This window comes from Nostoc sp. UHCC 0870, assembly GCF_022063185.1.
In the GTDB taxonomy this organism is placed as follows: domain Bacteria; phylum Cyanobacteriota; class Cyanobacteriia; order Cyanobacteriales; family Nostocaceae; genus Trichormus.
Genome location: NZ_CP091913.1, coordinates 5,018,500 through 5,037,474, shown reverse-complemented (window position 1 = coordinate 5,037,474; position 18,975 = coordinate 5,018,500). Strand labels below are relative to the sequence as shown.

The 18,975-nt window shown below is 43.1% G+C and carries 11 protein-coding genes; 7 read left to right on the top strand and 4 right to left on the bottom strand.

Going from position 1 to position 18,975, the window contains the following annotated elements:
* Positions 1–169: 169 nt before the first annotated feature.
* Positions 170–3,991 (top strand): HEAT repeat domain-containing protein, encoded by a 3,822-nt coding sequence (locus L6494_RS21285; protein ID WP_237989753.1) that lies wholly within the window; start codon positions 170–172, stop codon positions 3,989–3,991.
* 137 nt (positions 3,992–4,128) lie between these two features.
* Here the strand turns inward: L6494_RS21285 and L6494_RS21280 are convergent, their stop codons facing one another.
* Entirely contained in the window at positions 4,129–6,285 is a 2,157-nt protein-coding gene (locus tag L6494_RS21280; protein ID WP_237989752.1) for a polyribonucleotide nucleotidyltransferase, read from the bottom strand.
* 689 nt (positions 6,286–6,974) lie between these two features.
* Between L6494_RS21280 and L6494_RS21275 the strand changes: the two genes are divergently transcribed.
* Positions 6,975–10,190 (top strand): DEAD/DEAH box helicase, encoded by a 3,216-nt coding sequence (locus L6494_RS21275; protein ID WP_237989751.1) that lies wholly within the window; start codon positions 6,975–6,977, stop codon positions 10,188–10,190.
* A gap of 45 nt (positions 10,191–10,235) precedes the next feature.
* Positions 10,236–11,072, top strand: a complete 837-nt coding sequence (locus L6494_RS21270) for an SWIM zinc finger family protein (protein ID WP_237989750.1) — start codon at positions 10,236–10,238, stop codon at positions 11,070–11,072.
* Positions 11,073–11,174: 102 nt separating this feature from the next.
* Here the strand turns inward: L6494_RS21270 and L6494_RS21265 are convergent, their stop codons facing one another.
* From L6494_RS21265 to psbD, 3 genes are all read right to left on the bottom strand, one after another.
* Positions 11,175–11,360 (bottom strand): PCP reductase family protein, encoded by a 186-nt coding sequence (locus tag L6494_RS21265; RefSeq protein ID WP_237989749.1) that lies wholly within the window; start codon positions 11,358–11,360, stop codon positions 11,175–11,177.
* Between the two features lie 248 nt (positions 11,361–11,608).
* The gene (gene psbC / locus L6494_RS21260; RefSeq protein WP_237989748.1) at positions 11,609–12,997 is read right to left on the bottom strand and encodes a photosystem II reaction center protein CP43; all 1,389 of its coding nucleotides are present in this window, start codon (positions 12,995–12,997) and stop codon (positions 11,609–11,611) included.
* Positions 12,981–14,036 (bottom strand): photosystem II D2 protein (photosystem q(a) protein), encoded by a 1,056-nt coding sequence (gene psbD, locus L6494_RS21255; protein WP_237989747.1) that lies wholly within the window; start codon positions 14,034–14,036, stop codon positions 12,981–12,983. The genes psbC and psbD overlap by 17 nt, the downstream gene beginning before the upstream one ends.
* Positions 14,037–14,592: 556 nt before the next feature.
* On the opposite strand from psbD, the gene L6494_RS21250 reads away from it, so the two are divergent.
* From L6494_RS21250 to L6494_RS21235, 4 genes are all read left to right on the top strand, one after another.
* Complete coding sequence (locus L6494_RS21250; protein WP_237989746.1) at positions 14,593–15,162, top strand: photosystem I assembly protein Ycf4; 570 nt, start codon at positions 14,593–14,595, stop codon at positions 15,160–15,162.
* A 128-nt stretch (positions 15,163–15,290) separates the two neighbouring features.
* Positions 15,291–16,073: a peptidylprolyl isomerase gene (locus L6494_RS21245; RefSeq protein WP_237989745.1), complete on the top strand. Its 783-nt coding sequence runs from the start codon at positions 15,291–15,293 to the stop codon at positions 16,071–16,073.
* 99 nt (positions 16,074–16,172) lie between these two features.
* Positions 16,173–17,336, top strand: a complete 1,164-nt coding sequence (locus L6494_RS21240) for a beta-ketoacyl-ACP synthase (RefSeq protein ID WP_237989744.1) — start codon at positions 16,173–16,175, stop codon at positions 17,334–17,336.
* Positions 17,337–17,497: 161 nt separating this feature from the next.
* Positions 17,498–18,892, top strand: a complete 1,395-nt coding sequence (locus tag L6494_RS21235) for a folate/biopterin family MFS transporter (RefSeq protein WP_237989743.1) — start codon at positions 17,498–17,500, stop codon at positions 18,890–18,892.
* Positions 18,893–18,975: the final 83 nt, after the last annotated feature.

The window sequence follows — 18,975 nt, the reverse complement described above, 5'->3', positions numbered from 1 at the left end:
GTTCCAAGGGGAGGGAACTAGATTTTCTTGTTTCCCCCCTTTCCAAGGGGGGATTAAGGGGGGTAATTCGACTTGTGTGTACACCGTCCTCGGTGTTGGGTTTCCTTTTGTCAACCCAACCTACATTTACAGTGCGTAAAATAGAGTTAGAAATCAGGAGTCGAGCTTCATGCTAGAACGCCTAGTTGCTTGGGGAGTTAAAAATGCGTTTGGGTTAGCTTTTAAAACTGTGCTGGAACAACTGGCGCAGCAAACTTCAGTAGCAAGTATTAAAGATTTTTTTTCTATACCTTTGCGGGGTATTGTATCTAGCTTGGGAATTAATCAGCAAGAAACTTTAGAAGTTTTGTTTGGTCAAGCTTTAAAAGAATTTTTATCTCAGGTGCAGTTACAATTAGAAGATGCAGATTTGTCGGAAGCAGACATTAAGCAATACACTCAACCTTTAAAGATTTTTTTAACTCAATCAAGGGTACAGGCTGAATTAGGTAAGGCATTAATAGCAGATATTTTACCTGATGCTGAGGCGTTGTCATCTATGTGGATGGAATTAAATTTACCACCTCTACCTGATGATTTTAACTGGCGTTCCCTGATTAAACGTTATACCAGAAAGATTAATGTCATTCTGGGAGAATCACCGGAATTATCTGCAATTTTAGATAGACAAAATCTTTTAGAAATTCAGCAGACTAATAAAGCATTTGCTGATACTTTATCTAACTTTGATTTGTTACGTTATCGTGCAGAAATTCAAAAAAACTATGCTCATTTAAGGTTGGATTCTTTTGATACTTCAGGTTATAGTTACAATCTGAAGTTATGGAATATCTTTGTGGCTCAAAATGTCCGAGAGGTGAATGAAGCTGCTCCTAAGATTTATGAGCTACCAAAAGAACATCTACAACGCCTGAAAAAACTCGGTCAATTGGAAGAAGATTTTGATATTAACTCGGAAGTTTTAGAACAATATCAAAAAAATTATACTCAACAGGTAAGTTGTTCCGTATTAGAAATAATTAACGACTCACAGACTTATAAATATATAGTAATTTTAGGTGATCCTGGTTCTGGTAAATCTAGTTTATTACAATATTTAACTCTGCAATGGGCAGAAAAACCCATTGAGAATTTTCCTTTATTACCAATTCCTTTACTGGTGGAATTGCGTACTTATGTGCGATATCAAGAAAATGAGCAATGTCAAGATTTTTTGGAGTTCTTTCGCAAAAACAGTGGCTTAAATTCTGCTCTCAATCACTCTCAACTTGATGCAGTGCTGCGAAATGGTGATGCTTATGTGATGTTTGATGGTTTAGATGAAGTATTTGAACCGAGTAAACGAGAAGCAGCAATTACAGATATTATTAACTTTACCCAAGATTATCCTTTAGTCAGAGTTATAGTTACTTCTCGCGTGATTGGTTATCAACCAAACAGATTACGCGATGCTAGTTTTCGGCATTTTATGCTGCAAGATTTAGAGCTAGAACAAATCTATGAGTTTATTAGCTTATGGCATAATTTGGCTTTTAGTGACCTTTTTGAAAAGCAAAGAAAACAAGCACGTTTAGAAAAAGCAATTCAAGATTTTCAGCCAATTCGCCAACTGGCGGGTAATCCCTTATTATTGACGATGATGGCTATTCTTAATCGTAATCAAGAATTACCGAGAGATAGAGCCGAATTATATAATCAAGCTTCACGAGTTTTGTTACAGCAATGGGATTTAGAAAAACTTTTACTCTCCCTAGAAACAAGCACTATTGATTATAAAGATAAACAAGCTATGTTGCGTCAAGTTGCCTATAGTATGCAAACCACTCAACAAGGTTTAGCAGGTAATTTGATTAATGCTAGTGATTTAGAGGAAATTTTAAGTAATTATTTGCGTAGTATCGGGATTCAGCATCCAGAGCAAATAGCACTATCGATGATTCAGGAATTACGGGAACGCAACTTTATTTTATGTTTTTTGGGTGCAGATTATTATGCCTTTGTGCATCGGACTTTTTTAGAATATTTTTGTGCTTGGAAATTTGTCTGGGGGTTTGAGAATGAGCGGACTATTTCCCTAGAGGAATTAATCACGGAAGTTTTTGGTAAACATTGGCAAGATGAAACTTGGCATGAAGTTTTACGGCTGATTGCTGGGATGATTCATCCTAAATTTGTGGGTGAAATTATTGATAGTTTAATAAAGCAGGATGGTGAAGAGGAACAATTTATTAATATATTTTTAGCGGCTAATTGTCTCTTAGAAGTCAGAAATCGCGCAGTAATTGCGTTCACTGCCGATAAATTACTGAATAAATTAAAAGAATTAACTAAATATGATCTCTGGTACTATTACGAATCAGACATTTTCTCTGATGGTGAAGAAGAAAAGCTAGTTAAAAAAATTCGGACTCAAGCAATTACAGCAATTGCGACAACTTGGCAAGATTCAGCCGACATCAAAACCTTTCTCCAAAACCGCGCCACTGAGGATGAACGTTGGGATGTGCGACAGACAGCAGTGCAAGAAATAGCCAAGGCGTACAAGGATGACCCCCAAACCAAAACCTTTCTCCACAACCTCGCCACTGAGGATAAAGATTTAGATGTGCGACAGACAGCAGTGCAAGAAATAGCCAAGGCGTACAAGGATGACCCCCAAACCAAAACCTTTCTCCACAACCTCGCCACTGAGGATAAAGATTTAGATGTGCGACGGACAGCAGTGCAAGAAATAGCCAAGGCGTACAAGGATGACCCCCAAACCAAAACCTTTCTCCACAACCGCGCCACGAAGGATAAAGATTCAGATGTGCGACGGACAGCAGTGCAAGAAATAGCCAAGGCGTACAAGGATGACCCCCAAACCAAAACCTTTCTCCACAACCGCGCCACTGAGGATGAAGATTCAGATGTGCGACAGACAGCAGTGCAAGAAATAGCCAAGGCGTACAAGGATGACCCCCAAACCAAAACCTGTCTCCACAACCGCGCCACTGAGGATAAAGATTCAGATGTGCGACAGACAGCAGTGGAAGAAATAGCCAAGGCGTACAAGGATGACCCCCAAACCAAAACCTTTCTCCACAACCGCGCCACTGAGGATAAAGATTCAGATGTGCGACAGACAGCAGTGGAAGAAATAGCCAAGGCGTACAAGGATGACCCCCAAACCAAAACCTGTCTCCACAACCGCGCCACTGAGGATAAAAGTCCGAGTGTGCGACAGACAGCAGTGCAAGAAATAGCCAAGGCGTACAAGGATAACCCCCAAACCAAAACCTTTCTCCACAACCGCGCCACTGAGGATGAACGTTGGGATGTGCGACAGACAGCAGTGGAAGAAATAGCCAAGGCGTACAAGGATGACCCCCAAACCAAAACCTTTCTCCACAACCTCGCCACTGAGGATGAACGTTGGGATGTGCGACAGACAGCAGTGGAAGAAATAGCCAAGGCGTACAAGGATGACCCCCAAACCAAAACCTTTCTCCACAACCGCGCCACTGAGGATGAACGTTGGGATGTGCGACAGACAGCAGTGGAAGAAATAGCCAAGGCGTACAAGGATGACCCCCAAACCAAAACCTTTCTCCACAACCGCGCCACTGAGGATGAAATTCCGAGTGTGCGACAGACAGCAGTGCAAGAAATAGCCAAGGCGTACAAGGATGACCCCCAAACCAAAACCTTTCTCCACAACCTCGCCACTGCGGATAAAAGTTATATTGTGCGACGGACAGCAGTGCAAGAAATAGCCAAGGCGTACAAATCTCAGCCTGAACTTTTTGAAACCTATTACAACTGTGCTTTTAATGACCCCTTTGAGCAGAAAAACACATGGTACACTAATCCTCGACGTGTTGCACTAGAGATAATTCTTAAGCAATTCCCCCAGCATCCCCAGACTTTACCACTGTTGCACGACCGAGCCAAGAATGACCCAGATAAGAAAGTGCGGGATTATGCTCAGAAAAAGTTGCTGGAAACATAACTTACAGACTTGTGAGAAAAACTCAACCCTGACGATGATTTATCTACGAAAATATTAACGGTAAAATAAAAAATTTACGGCGATGCCTACGTAAAAGGCATCGCGGATTTTAGATAAAATCTAAAATCCCAATCGATTTAACGATTCACCGCCGCAGCTTCCCTTGCCGCAGCTGCTTGATCTGGGTGGATACCCAAGCGTGTAAGGTTAATCCGTCCCTTATTGTCAATTTCGCGCACTTTGACAATGACTTCATCACCCACAGCTACTTCATCTTCAACCTTGCCTACACGATAATCAGCTAGTTGGGAAATATGGATCATTCCTTCCTTACCGGGGAGAAATTCCACAAAAGCCCCAATTGGTATAATCCGCGTCACGCGTCCAGCATAAACATCGCCTTCATTCAACTTGCGGGTCATGCCTTGAACGATATTACGCGCCCTCTTGGCCTTATTTTCATCTACCGCAGAAATAGTGACTGTGCCATCATCTTCGATGTCAATTTTCGCACCAGTTTCTTCAGTGATACCCTTGATTGTTTTACCACCAGGGCCAATGACTAGACCGATCATGTCTGGATCAATCTTAATCGTCAATAGACGCGGTGCATAAGCTGAAGTTTCAGCGCGGGGTTGGTCAATGGCTTGCAACATTTTATCGAGAATGTGCAATCTGGCTGCTTTGGCTTGGTTGATGGCTTGGGCAATTACTTCCATAGGCAAACCAGATATTTTCATATCCATTTGCAAGGCGGTAATCCCGGTATCTGTGCCGGCGACTTTAAAGTCCATGTCTCCCAAGAAGTCTTCAATGCCTTGAATGTCTGTCAGGACTCGGACTTCATCCCCTTCTTTGATCAAACCCATAGCCGCACCACTGACGGGTTTGAGAATGGGTACACCAGCATCCATTAAGGCTAGGGTAGAACCGCACACAGAACCCATTGAGGTAGAACCGTTAGAAGATAACACCTCTGACACGATACGAATCACGTAGGGGAATTGTTCTTTCGGTGGTAGTACGGGTAAAATGGCTCTTTCTGCCAATGCACCGTGACCGATTTCTCGTCTACCTGGGGCGCGTAAAGGTTTGGTTTCTCCCACTGAGAAGGGGGGGAAATTGTAATGATGTAGGTAGCGTTTGGATTGGTCTGTTTGCAGGTCGTCGTTGAGGTTTTGGGCATCTCCGGGAGTACCGAGGGTACAAGCAGATAATACCTGGGTTAGTCCCCGGTTAAATAGCCCGCTACCGTGGACGCGCTTGGGTAAAACATCCACTTGACAAGACACGGGACGGACTTCATCGAGTTTGCGTCCATCAACACGCACGTTATCTTCGACGATTTGACGGCGCATGAAATGCTTAGTAATGTCTTTAAAAGTGTTACCCAAGGCTTTGCTATTGGCAGTAGCAGCCAGGCGAATGGGGTCGTCTTCTGAGAGTGCAGCGATCGCTGTGGCAATATTATCTTTAACGGCATCCAACGCAGTATCTCGTTGGGGTTTAGTCAAATTAAATTGAGCCAGAATTTTCTTAATTTCGTCGCTAGCGCGATCGCGGATATAATTTGCCAGAGTTTGGTCTACCTCTGGTTTTTCTTCTTGGACAATTACCAAACCCATTTCTGCTACTAAATCTTGCTGCGCTTTAATTAAATCGCGCACAGCTTCATAGCCAAAATCAATCGCTTCAATAATATCTCGCTCTGGCAATTGATTAGCACCTGCTTCCACCATGATTATGCCATGTGGTGAACCAGCTACAATCAAATCCAAGTCTCCAGCTTCGATTTCTGCATAGGTGGGGTTGATGATAAAGTCATCACCTACTAAGCCTACCCGTACTGCTGCCATTGGCCCATTAAAGGGGATTTGGGCAATCAAAGTTGCGATCGAAGCACCTGTCACCGCCAATACGTCCGGTGGTACTAGCTCATCCATTGACATTGTAAATGCCACAACTTGCAAGTCATCCCGCAACCATGAAGGGAACAAAGGACGCAAGGGACGGTCAATCAAACGGCTGGTAAGAGTAGCTTTTTCTGGTGGACGACCTTCCCGGCGCATGATCCCACCGGGTATTCTCCCAGCTGCGTATAGTCTTTCTTCGTAATCTACTGTCAGGGGAAGGAAATCAATGCCCTCTCTGGCTGCTGATCGCGTAGCTGTCACCAAAACAACTGTATCCCCTGATTCTATCAACACAGACCCACCAGCTTGCGGTGCTAGTAGGCCTACTTTCAGTCGAATATCCCTTCCATCGAAGGATATTGACTTCTCAAATTCTGCCATTCAGCTTTTTTTCCTTCTCTTTCTTGATTCTCTCACTGTGGCAATCCTAACATTTATGCCCTATGGCTGACTTCTGTTACATACAAAGAGCAACAAGTTCCTCAACGCCAAGTGCGATACACACTCAGCGCATCTACCATCTGTACATCTGCTAGTTTTGCTGCTTGTGGAGTGCTTACAATGATATCAAGGGATTGGGTATTGGGTATTGGTGACTGGGTACTAGTACCGCAAGGCGGAATTCAAAATTCAAAATGACGCTCGATGACTCGCTAACGCTGCGCTAACAAAATTCAAAATGAATACAGCGTAAGCGTTTCATTGATTTGGAATGGGTGGTTTAGACTTTTGGCTTTTGCCTGATTGTACTATCTTTCCTAGTTCTTAATACAGAGTGGCGAAAATAACGCTACCATCTAAAAAATAGCTAAATCAATATTTTTAGTATGAAAAATTTTAATTGATATATCAATATTATTATGTATTTTTATAAAGTTATAGTGGTTCTCGCTTTAGTGGGGAAACAAGAACCCCACCCCCAACCCCCTCCCCGCTAGCGAGGAGGGGGCTATGATATACCTCATAATATTTTAATTTTATGACAATAAAGATATCAAAATAAATATAGTTCTCATTAAACAAGCAATACTTAATAATTTTAGTTTGGTTAAAGTCTGAGTAGTTAACAAATGGCAATTTTACACGGTAGTTGGTTATTAAAAGGGCAGGAAAACTGTTTATTTATTTGGGGTGAAACTTGGCGATCGCCGCGCGTTAATGTGAACTTGAGTGAATTAGCACTAAATCCCTTGGCAATGACAGCAGTTGAGTTAGGTGAGTGGCTGTCTGCTGAAAACATGAAGATTGCAGACTTCATCACTCAGCCAGAGAAAAAGCCATCTACTAAAGCCACAAGTTCTAAAAAGATAAATTTACCGATTCATTCTCAAAAAGTTAATCTACCAACTTATATTTTAGAACTAACTAAAGAAGAGACAGCTTTGATGTCTCCTTTACATTCTGCTGCTTTGCCATCTGAGACGGACTCTCAAAAATACTTGCAGCCTTGGCGAATCGAAGGTTTTTGTCTGAACCCCATAGCAGCTATTAAATTTCTCACTTCTTTACCCTTAAATATTGTCAATGGGGAAGATACATTTTTAGGCGGAGATTTACGTTTTTGGTCACAGGTTGCCCGTTGGAGTTTAGATTTAATCTCACGATCTAAGTTTTTACCAGTTATCGAAGGACAAGCTCATGAGAATTTTGACGCGAAATGGCAAGTCCTTCTAGATAGTGCCATAGATGGAACTCGCTTAGAAAAGTTTGCAGCAAAGATGCCCTTGATTTGTGGGACTTATGGGGGATTAGGGACTGGGGAAGAATTTAGTCAGTCACCAATGTACGTTGATTTTCCTAGTCAGCCGCAAGAATTAATTTTGGCGTTTCTTAATAGTGTCATAGATGCCCAAGTACGGGAGATGGTGGGGACTCAGACTCTAGTTGAACCTAGGGTCATGGCATCCTTACCATTGGCGGTGCGTCAGTGGTTGCAGGCTTTAATTGGTGCATCCAATGTAGTGAATGCAGATGTGATTGGTGGAGAGAGGCTAGAAGCGGCACTGAAAGCGTGGACGATGCCGCTACAATATCAATTAGCCAGCAAAAATCAATTTCGTACTTGTTTTCAGTTGCGATCGCCTGACACTGAAGAAACTGATTGGACATTAGCATATTTTTTGCAAGCGGCTGATCATCCAGAATTTTTAGTAGATGCAGCGACGATTTGGCATCATCCAGTTGAGCAATTAGTTTATCAAAATCGCACCATTGACCAACCGCAAGAAACATTATTGCGGGGTTTGGGTTTAGCTTCTCGATTGTATCCATTGCTTGCACCTAGTTTAGATGCTGAATGTCCCCAATCTTGCCCACTTACTCCTATGCAAGCCTATGAATTTATTAAATCCGTAGCTTGGCGGTTTGAAGATAGCGGTTTAGGTGTGATTTTACCTCCTAGTTTGGCAAATCGTGAAGGCTGGGCGAACCGCTTGGGGTTAAAAATTTCTGCCGAAACTTCCAAGAAAAAACAAGGGCGTTTAGGATTACAGAGTTTACTAAATTTTCAATGGCAATTAGCTATTGGTGGTCAGACTATTTCTAAAGCAGAATTTGATCGCTTGGTGGCTTTAAATAGCCCCTTGGTAGAAATTAACGGCGAATGGGTGGAATTGCGTCCCCAAGATATTAAGACAGCCCAAACCTTTTTTGTATCTCGCAAAGACCAAATGGCGTTGTCTTTAGAAGATGCTTTACGCCTGAGTACAGGAGATACCCAGGTGATTGAGAAATTACCAGTAGTTAGCTTTGAAGCCTCTGGGGCGTTAGAAGAATTAATTGGGGCGTTGACGAATAATCAAGCAGTTGCACCTTTACCTATACCAAAAAACTTTCGCGGACAGTTGCGGCCTTATCAAGAAAGAGGCGCAGCTTGGCTAGCTTTTCTAGAACGTTGGGGTTTAGGCGCGTGTCTCGCCGACGACATGGGCCTCGGTAAAACCGTGCAGTTCATCGCCTTCCTACTACACCTGAAAGAAGAAGATGTCTTAGAAAAACCAACTTTATTAGTTTGCCCTACTTCTGTTTTAGGTAACTGGGAACGGGAGGTTAAAAAATTCGCCCCCACACTCAAAGTTTTAGAATATCACGGTGATAAACGTCCTAAAGGTAAGACATTTCAGGAAGCCGTAAAAAAACATGATTTAGTTATTACTAGTTATTCACTAATTCACCGGGATATTAAATCATTACAGGGTGTGGATTGGCAGATAATTGTTCTAGATGAAGCCCAAAATGTGAAAAATTCTGAAGCTAAACAGTCACAAGCTATCAGACAATTAGAAGCAACATTTCGCATAGCTTTAACGGGGACACCAGTAGAAAATAGACTTCAAGAGTTGTGGTCTATTTTAGATTTTCTCAATCCTGGTTATTTAGGCAATCGGCAATTTTTTCAGCGTAGATTTGCTATGCCGATTGAAAAATATGGAGATGCTGCTTCATTAAATCAATTACGTTCTTTGGTGCAACCCTTTATTTTGCGTCGTCTCAAAACTGACCGTGATATTATTCAAGACTTACCAGAAAAACAAGAAATGACGGTATTTTGTGGCTTAACAACGGAACAAGCCGCACTTTATCAACAAGTAGTAGAAGCATCTTTAGCAGAGATTGATTCTGCTGAAGGATTGCAACGTCGAGGGATGATTTTAGGTTTATTAGTTAAACTCAAACAAATCTGTAATCATCCAGCCCAGTATTTAAAAGAAGCCAACTTAGCACAACATAATTCAGCCAAACTACAACGGCTGGAAGAGATGTTAGAAATAGCTTTAGCAGAAGGCGATCGCGCCTTAATCTTCACCCAATTTGCCGAATGGGGTAAATTACTCAAACCCTACCTAGAAAAGCAACTCGGACGCGAAATATTCTTTTTATATGGTAGTACCACCAAAAAGCAACGCGAAGAAATGATCGACCGTTTCCAACACGACCCCCAAGGGCCACCAATTATGATTTTATCGCTCAAAGCCGGTGGTGTAGGGTTAAATTTAACCAGAGCTAATCATGTCTTCCACTTTGATAGATGGTGGAATCCAGCCGTAGAAAATCAAGCCACAGACCGAGTATTTCGCATTGGTCAAACCCGTAACGTGCAAGTACATAAATTTGTCTGCACCGGCACATTAGAAGAAAAAATTCATGACATGATTGAAAGCAAAAAACAACTAGCAGAACAAGTAGTTGGTGCAGGTGAACAATGGTTAACTGAATTAGATACCGACCAACTCCGCAACCTACTAATATTAGACCGTAATGCAGTCATCGAAGATGATGCAGAATAATAAGAGAAATGAAGAGTAAACTCATTCAATCCCCAATCCCTAATTATGACTACTGATACTTTACAAGCCAGCCGCGAATGGTGGTCACAAAGATGGCTCGATTTACTCGATTCCTATCGCTTTAAAAAACGTTTAGAACGGGCAAGAAATTATTCTCGTCAAGGTAATGTTTTAAGCATTGAATTTAAAGGAGCAAAAGTTTTAGCTAGAGTCCAAGGTAGTGAAGAACAACCTTATAAAGTTTCGCTATCTCTGAATCATTTTAGTGATGAAGAGTGGGGCTATATCATTGAAACCATGTCTAAAAAAGCGGTTTTTGCTGCCAAATTATTAGCAGGAGAAATGCCCCAAAATATTGAAGAAGTCTTCACAGCTAATGGACTATCTTTATTTCCCTTTACCCTAGGTGACGTTCACAGTAAATGTTCCTGTCCTGATAAAGCCAACCCTTGTAAACACGTTGGTGCAATCTACTATCAACTAGGCGACAGATTCAGCGAAGACCCCTTTGTTTTATTTCAATTGCGGGGACGGACTAAAGAACAAATCATTAGCGACTTACGTCAACTACGTGGTGCAAAATTAGAGCCTGAAGCAACTGCAAAACCAGATCATCAACAAACAATTAATCACAATCAATATAATGTCAAAATTGATGATTTCTGGCAATATAACGAGCCACTAGATTCTTCTTTGGTAGTAATTACACCATCAAGTAATGAGACAGTATTAGATGTATTAGGGGCTATTCCGCTAGCCAAAACAGAGGAGAGTTCTATTAATTTAACTTCCAGCGATGTAGTAATGAAATATTTGGAGACTCTGTATAAAGAAGTTAGTCAAAAGGCGATGTTAGCAGCGATGAATGTGGGAGGAAGCTGATATAATTAAGGGTTTGTAGTAAGGGAATTTAGTCCTTTCTGCGAGACACTTGGCAAACGAATAAGGACTAAAGTATTTAATAAGAAATGGATTCCAGCAATTTCACTGTCCAAACTCTGCTCTAGCTTGCTCAACTAAATCTGCTGTCACTACATCTATTTCTGCTTGACGTGCTAAATTTTCAATTCTGGCTTTCGCCTGAGCGCGAACAAAAAAAGGTATATTCTGTAACTTATCTTTAGCTTCCGATGTCCAGCGCAAAGCATCAGTAAAATTAGATTCCTTCATGTCGCTTATACCCCCTGATTTGCCTTGGTTACTTCCATCAAAGCTTCTGTACAAGAACCCCACCCCCAACCCCCTCCCCGCACGCAAGGAGGGGGCTATGATATACCTTATATGATTAGGAAACGCTATATCTATAAGTTTCCTAGACATCTTCACAATTAAACCAATATTACCAAAAAAAGGCTCTTGCTGTTACACAAGAGCCTTAAAAGCGTTCGATTGTCAGTGATGAAATAAAACTTTAGAACCTAGTCAAGTTCAGTCATTGTCATTGCTGGTTCATTCTCACGGTCAATACCTCTTTCAAAACCACCAGCAGCAGCGCGGGCGCGACCAGCGTGCCACAAGTGACCGATGAGGAAGAAGAAACCTAAGACGAAGTGAGAAGTAGACAACCACGCACGAGGAGATACGTAGTTGAAGGAGTTAATTTCGGTAGCCACACCACCTACGGAGTTCAACGAACCTAGAGGAGCGTGGGTCATGTATTCAGCAGCGCGGCGAGCTTGCCAAGGCTGAATATCATTCTTGATTTTTTCTAAGTCAAGACCGTTAGGACCACGTAGAGGCTCTAACCAAGGGCCACGGAAATCCCAGAAGCGCATGGTTTCACCACCAAAGATGATTTCACCGGTAGGAGAGCGCATCAGGTATTTACCTAGACCTGTAGGGCCTTGAGCAGAACCGACGTTAGCACCTAAGCGTTGGTCACGAATCAAGAAGGTTAAAGCTTGAGCTTGAGAAGCTTCAGGACCAGTAGGACCGTAGAATTCGCTAGGGTAAACGGTGTTGTTGTACCAAACCATACAACAAGCGATAAAGCCCATTAAGGACAATGCGCCCAAGCTGTAGGATAGGTAAGCTTCACCAGACCAGATGAACGCACGACGCGCCCAACCGAAAGGCTTGGTGAAGATGTGCCAAATACCACCAGAGATACAAATTAGGGCAATCCAGATGTGACCGCCGATAACATCTTCCATGTTATCTACGCCGACAATCCAGCCTGCGCCACCAAAGGGAGATTCGATTAAATAACCGAAAATGACGGCAGGGTTGAGGGTGGGATTGGTAATCACACGGACATCACCACCACCAGGAGCCCAAGTGTCATATACACCGCCGAAGAACATAGCCTTCAGCACTAGGAGTAACGCACCACAGCCCAAGATGATCAGGTGGAAGCCGATGATATTGGTCATCTTGTTCTTGTCTTTCCAGTCATAACCAAAGAAAGAGGAATACTCTTCTAAGGTTTCTGGGCCGCGAACAGCATGATAAATACCACCAAAGCCCAATACGGCTGAGGAAATCAGGTGGAGTACACCAACTACAAAGTAGGGGAAGGTGTCGATAACTTCACCACCAGCACCCACACCCCAACCGAGGGTAGCAATGTGGGGTAGCAGGATTAAGCCCTGCTCGTACATTGGTTTTTCTGGAACGAAGTGAGCGACTTCAAACACAGTCATCGCTCCAGCCCAGAATACAATCAAGCCAGCGTGAGCAACGTGTGCGCCCAGCAGTTTACCAGATAAGTTGATTAAGCGAGCATTTCCAGACCACCAAGCAAATCCACTGGATTCTTGGTCACGTCCACCGCCCATTACGCCAGTTCTATTAGAGAGCGTTACCACGTGGTAGTACCTCTTCGGGGAATACAAATTTTTCGTGAGGCTGATCTTGAGGGGCCATCCAAGCGCGGATACCCTCATTCAACAAAATGTTCTTGGTATAGAAGGTTTCAAATTCTGGGTCTTCCGCAGCGCGTAATTCTTGCGATACGAAGTCATAAGCCCGCAGGTTGAGGGCTAAACCCACAATCCCGACTGAACTCATCCACAGACCAGTTACTGGCACAAACAACATGAAGAAGTGCAACCAGCGTTTGTTGGAGAAAGCAATCCCGAAAATCTGTGACCAGAAACGGTTTGCTGTCACCATTGAATAGGTTTCTTCCGCTTGGGTGGGGTTGAATGCGGGGAAGGTGTTTGAGCCTTCGCCGTCTTCAAATAAGGTGTTTTCTACGGTTGCACCGTGGATGGCACACAATAATGCTCCACCTAATATCCCTGCTACTCCCATCATGTGGAAGGGGTTGAGTGTCCAGTTATGGAAACCTTGGAGGAATAGTAAGAAGCGGAAAATTGCTGCTACACCAAAACTGGGTGCGAAGAACCAGGATGATTGTCCCAAGGGGTACATCAAGAAGACGCTGACGAATACCGCGATGGGGCCTGAGAATGCTAGGGCGTTGTAAGGACGGATGCCTACTAGACGCGCAATCTCAAATTGACGCAGCATGAAGCCGATTAAGCCAAATGCTCCGTGTAATGCTACGAAAGGCCAAAATCCACCTAGTTGACACCAACGAGTGAAGTCGCCTTGTGCTTCTGGTCCCCACAACAACAATAGGGAGTGTCCCATGCTGTCGGCGGGGCTAGATACTGCTACTGTCAGGAAGTTTGCCCCTTCTAGGTAAGATGAGGCTAGTCCGTGGGTGTACCAGGAGGTGACGAAGGTTGTGCCGGTTAGCCAACCGCCTAGTGCTAGGAAGGCGCAGGGAAATAATAATATTCCTGACCAACCTACGAACACGAAGCGATCGCGCTTTAACCAGTCGTCTAGTACGTCAAACCACCCTCTACTGGGGGCGCGTCCTACTGCGATGGTCATCTAACTAAATCCTCTTTTACTAAAATTGCAACGTTTCTAAGCAGAACTTTCTGGGAATTTTATCCTTTAAGCGACTGCCGCGAGGAAATAACGTTTTTTTTGACAACCTCAGCAGCTTATAATTGCTGAGTTTCTGAGATTTGACCACTTCTTCAAGCTGACATTTCTCAGGGTTATGTCGTTACACGTACCATGAGCTAGTTACCTAGCTTGTGGTAACTTAATGCTTCTTAACTTATCACATTGTTGGGGTTTTCGCTAAACCCACCTAGGGAAATCAAGTATTTAACATGAACCTACTAAATACTATGAATATCAGAATTTTTACAATTTGACACAACTTTTCTCAGAAATCTTATTACAGGGGACAGGGGACAGGGGACAGGGGACAGGTGACAGGGGACAGGTGACAGGGGATAGGGGATGGGGGATGGGGGATGGGGGAAGCGGAGGGAGAAAATTCGATGCTCAATGCTTAATATTTAACTTGCAAGAAATCCTGGTAAAATGGCAGACTTTTAATTAAAGGCAAGCACTTACAGGCCAAGGTAGTTCAATGACTGGATCAACAACAGTTAACAAAGGCGATCGCCTTCTGCATCAAAAAGTTCTCGGTTCTCGTAGGTTTAGCAACTACTGGTGGGCAACTATTGTGACAATGGGAGCTACAGGCTTTTTCTTGGCAGGGATATCGAGTTATTTAAACGTAAATCTTCTCATAGTTACCGATCCAACTCAATTGGTATTTTTCCCCCAAGGATTGGTAATGGGGTTATATGGTTCGGCTGGCTTACTTTTAGCATCTTACCTATGGCTGTCTATCCTCTGGGACTTAGGGGGCGGCTACAATGATTTCAATAGAGAAACTGGCACACTCAAAATCTTTCGTTGGGGATTTCCTGGCAAAAATCGCCGGATTGAAATTGATTCCCGCATTCAAGACGTACAATCTGTACAAATAGATATTAAAGAAGGTCTTAATCCTCGCCGTGCTTTGTATCTCCGTCTTAAAGGTCGCCGAGATATCCCCCTAACACGGGTAGGACAACCTATGTCATTAGCAGAGTTAGAAACCCAAGGCGCAGAGTTAGCCCGCTTTTTAGAAGTACCGTTGGAAGGATTGTAAGTAAATACAGATCGGGGACGGGGAATTAGTACCTCAGTGAACTCAATAGTCCTAATCCCCAGTCCCCATTTTCCATTCCCTATTCGCCAAAAGAAGCTAAGATACACTGGTTGAGTCAGTAATTAGCAATGCGGTTAAAAGTTTCACAATTCTTGGTTGCATTTTTGATCGTCGGTGCTTTGATGTTGAGCGGCTGTTCTACACAGCAGGCTAATTCTAATTCTTCGCCAACATCAACAGCGACCGAGACAACCACCACGACAACTACTACTGAAGCAACATCTGTATCAGATAACATAAGTGAGAGTATTCCGGGAATGAAAGATTTACCACGTCTTGAAGGTAAAGCTACGGTGGTGATGACAGTTAATGGCTCACCAATTACCATCGAAGTAGACGGTACAAATGCCCCTATCACATCTGGCAACTTTGTTGATTTGGTGCAGAAGGGTGTATATGATGGCACTGTTTTTCATCGGGTTGTACGCCAACCTCAACCTTTTGTAGTCCAAGGTGGCGATCCTCAAAGTAAAGATCCAAAAGTTCCAGTAGATAGACTGGGAACAGGCGGCTACATTGATGCAAAAACTAATAGTGAGCGTCGTATCCCCTTAGAAATTAAGCCAAAAGGGGAGTCTAGCCCAATTTATAGCAAGACATTGGAAATGGCCCGTGTAACGAAAGCACCAGAGTTACAGCATAAACAAGGTGCGGTAGCAATGGCGCGATCGCAGCCACCAGATTCTGCTTCCTCTCAGTTTTATTTTGCTTTAGCAGATTTAGGCTTTTTAGATGGTAACTATGCCGTATTCGGTTATGTTACCGACGGTTTTGATGTAGTTAACAAAATTCAACAAGGCGATCGCATTGATTCTGCTAAAGTCACTCAAGGCAGTGAGAATTTAAAATAGGTACTGGGGACTGGGGACTGGGGATTGGGGATTGGGGATAAGGGGTAATGAGGATGAAAACTAAATGCTACCTTGTCTCCTCTGATTCTCTGCTCCAAAATGGTTGAAGTTGTTGTTACTGGTATTGGTTTAGTTTCCGCTTTGGGTACGAGCCTAGAGGAGAGTTGGCAACAATTAATTGTTGGGAAGTCTGGAATTAGCCTATATCAGCTTTTTCCAGAACTTGCGCCACTACCTCTAGGCTTGATTAGTCAAACACCCGCCAAATTGAGAATATTGACCCAGCAGGTTGTAGATGCGGCAATAAAAGATGCTGGTTTATTGACACATTTACCTGAATGTGCTGTAGTGATTGGTTCAAGTCGTAGCCATCAGGCATCCTGGGAAAATTTAGCAAGGAATATGTATGCAAAATGTCCTAACCAATCCCTCTATACAGGAGAAAAATTAGAGGATTGGTTAGAGATTTTACCCCATATGAACGCGATCGCAGCTGCAAGACAAATTGGTGCAACTGGAACGGTTTTAGCACCGATGGCTGCTTGTGCTACGGGAATTTGGGCAATATCTCAGGCAGCATTTTTGATTCAAACAGGACAATATCAAAGAGCGATCGCAGGGGCTGTAGAAGCACCAATTACACCCTTGACTATATCAGGGTTTCAACAGATGGGTGCTTTAGCTAAAACTGGTGCTTACCCCTTTGATTTACACCGTGAAGGTTTAGTATTGGGTGAAGGGGCGGCTATATTTGTCTTGGAATCAAAAGAATTAGCCCAGCAGCGTCAAGCAAAGATTTATGGTCAAGTTTTGGGTTTTGGCTTAACGACAGACGCATATCATCCCAATCAGCCAGACTTAGAAGGTAGGGGAGCGATCGCAGCTATCAAACAAGCTTTAAAACGCAGTCACCTACAACCCCATGATATAGATTACATTCATGCTCACGGAACAGCTACCCAGCTAAATGACCGTATAGAAAGTATGGTCATAGAAAAGATATTTTCCCATCAAGTAGCAATTAGTTCAACTAAAGGGGCTACGGGTCATACCCTAGGCGCGTCGGGAGCATTGGGGGTAGCTTTCACATTGTTAGCTATAAAGCATAATATCTTGCCACCCACTGTAGGATTAAATCAACCAGAATTTGATTTAAACATAGTCAGGACTGCATATAAAACTGACATTCAGCAAGCATTATGTTTGAGTTTTGGGTTTGGTGGACAGAATGCTGCTGTTGTATTGGGTGAATCTACACTTTAATTAACTCACGTTGATGCGATCGCTGAAAATCAAAGTTTCGGTTTGGAGATTCGTGTTGATGGTAGGCAAAATTCAGAATTTGAATAATTGCCAAATAAAACGCATATTCAGAGAAATCGATATGATATAAAAGTCGATAAAACTTAAAAAATATTCACCAAATGCTGATTCACTCCCCTGGCTTATCCAAGAAGGTCAAGGACTCAATAAAAGAGAAAATCTTCTTCGGTAATGAACCTAGTGCCGAGTTAATCGCCATTCTTACCGTTTACTTTGTCCAAGGAATTTTGGGGTTAGCGCGTTTAGCCGTCAGTTTTTTCCTTAAAGATGAATTGTCACTGAGTCCTGTACAGGTATCGGCACTATTGGGAATTGTCGCCCTACCTTGGATTATCAAGCCCCTATTTGGTTTTATGTCTGATGGTTTACCTATATTTGGCTACCGTCGTCGGCCATACTTGGTGCTATCGGGGATACTCGGTGCTATATCCTGGGTAAGTTTAGCGACCATAGTTCATGATAGATGGGCAGCTACATTTGCGATCGCACTCGGTTCTCTCTCCGTTGCCGTTAGTGATGTGATCGTTGACTCGTTAGTTGTGGAAAGAGCCAGGGTAGAATCTCAAGCCGATGCCGGTTCACTACAATCATTATGTTGGGGTGCTTCCGCATTAGGCGGCTTAATCACAGCATATTTTAGTGGATTGCTCCTGGAACACTTTACAACCCGTACTGTATTCTGGATTACTGCTGCATTCCCTTTGATTGTTTCAGGTGTAGCTTGGTTGATTGCTGAATCACCTGTTAGCAAAGACGCTCAGGATAAAACCAACACTCTCAGCATTAAGCATCAAATAGGACAGCTACGGCAAGCCATTACCCAAAAAACTATTTGGCTACCGACAGCATTTGTCTTTATCTGGCAAGCTACCCCAACAGCCGATGCAGCCTTTTTCTTCTTCAGCACCAACGAACTCCACTTTGAACCAGAATTTTTAGGACGGGTGCGTTTGGTGACAAGTTTCGCGGCTTTAATTGGTGTTTGGATTTTTCAACGCTTCTTAAAAAGTGTTCCCTTCCGAGTAATTTTTGGTTGGAGTACAGTGATTTCCGCCGCCTTGGGAATGACAATGCTGCTACTGGTGACACACACAAACCGAGCTTTAGGCATAGATGACCACTGGTTTAGCTTGGGTGATAGCTTGGTTCTCACAGTTATGGGACAAATTGCCTATATGCCTGTGTTAGTCTTAGCTGCGAGACTTTGCCCATCAGGAGTAGAAGCCAGCCTATTTGCATTGTTGATGTCAGTATCAAATTTAGCCGGCATGGTTTCCTACGAGTTTGGAGCTATTATTATGCACTGGCTAGGAATCACCGAAAGCAATTTTGATTCCCTTTGGTTCTTGGTACTGATTACTAATCTCAGCACCTTACTACCATTGCCTTTTCTCAACTGGCTACCTGCTGATGATTCACAAGCAGAAATAGAATTAATACCCAACTTGATGTCAGAAATAATGCTGCGAGAACCTGAATCAGAAACAGTTGAATGAAAAGTGCTGAGTTCCGAGTGCTGAGTAGGCAAAAATATTCAAAAATCACCACTCACCACTCAGCACTCAGCACTCACCACTCA

What these genes read in the sequence shown, in the direction of transcription:
- L6494_RS21285 (WP_237989753.1), top strand. Translation starts at nt 170, where the DNA reads ATGCTAGAACGCCTAGTTGCTTGGGGAGTTAAAAATGCGTTTGGGTTA.
- L6494_RS21240 (WP_237989744.1), top strand. Translation starts at nt 16,173, where the DNA reads ATGGTTGAAGTTGTTGTTACTGGTATTGGTTTAGTTTCCGCTTTGGGT.
- L6494_RS21270 (WP_237989750.1), top strand. Translation starts at nt 10,236, where the DNA reads ATGACTACTGATACTTTACAAGCCAGCCGCGAATGGTGGTCACAAAGA.
- L6494_RS21280 (WP_237989752.1), bottom strand. Translation starts at nt 6,285, where the DNA reads ATGGCAGAATTTGAGAAGTCAATATCCTTCGATGGAAGGGATATTCGA.
- L6494_RS21250 (WP_237989746.1), top strand. Translation starts at nt 14,593, where the DNA reads ATGACTGGATCAACAACAGTTAACAAAGGCGATCGCCTTCTGCATCAA.
- L6494_RS21275 (WP_237989751.1), top strand. Translation starts at nt 6,975, where the DNA reads ATGGCAATTTTACACGGTAGTTGGTTATTAAAAGGGCAGGAAAACTGT.
- L6494_RS21265 (WP_237989749.1), bottom strand. Translation starts at nt 11,360, where the DNA reads ATGAAGGAATCTAATTTTACTGATGCTTTGCGCTGGACATCGGAAGCT.
- L6494_RS21235 (WP_237989743.1), top strand. Translation starts at nt 17,498, where the DNA reads ATGCTGATTCACTCCCCTGGCTTATCCAAGAAGGTCAAGGACTCAATA.
- psbD (WP_237989747.1), bottom strand. Translation starts at nt 14,036, where the DNA reads ATGACCATCGCAGTAGGACGCGCCCCCAGTAGAGGGTGGTTTGACGTA.
- L6494_RS21245 (WP_237989745.1), top strand. Translation starts at nt 15,291, where the DNA reads ATGCGGTTAAAAGTTTCACAATTCTTGGTTGCATTTTTGATCGTCGGT.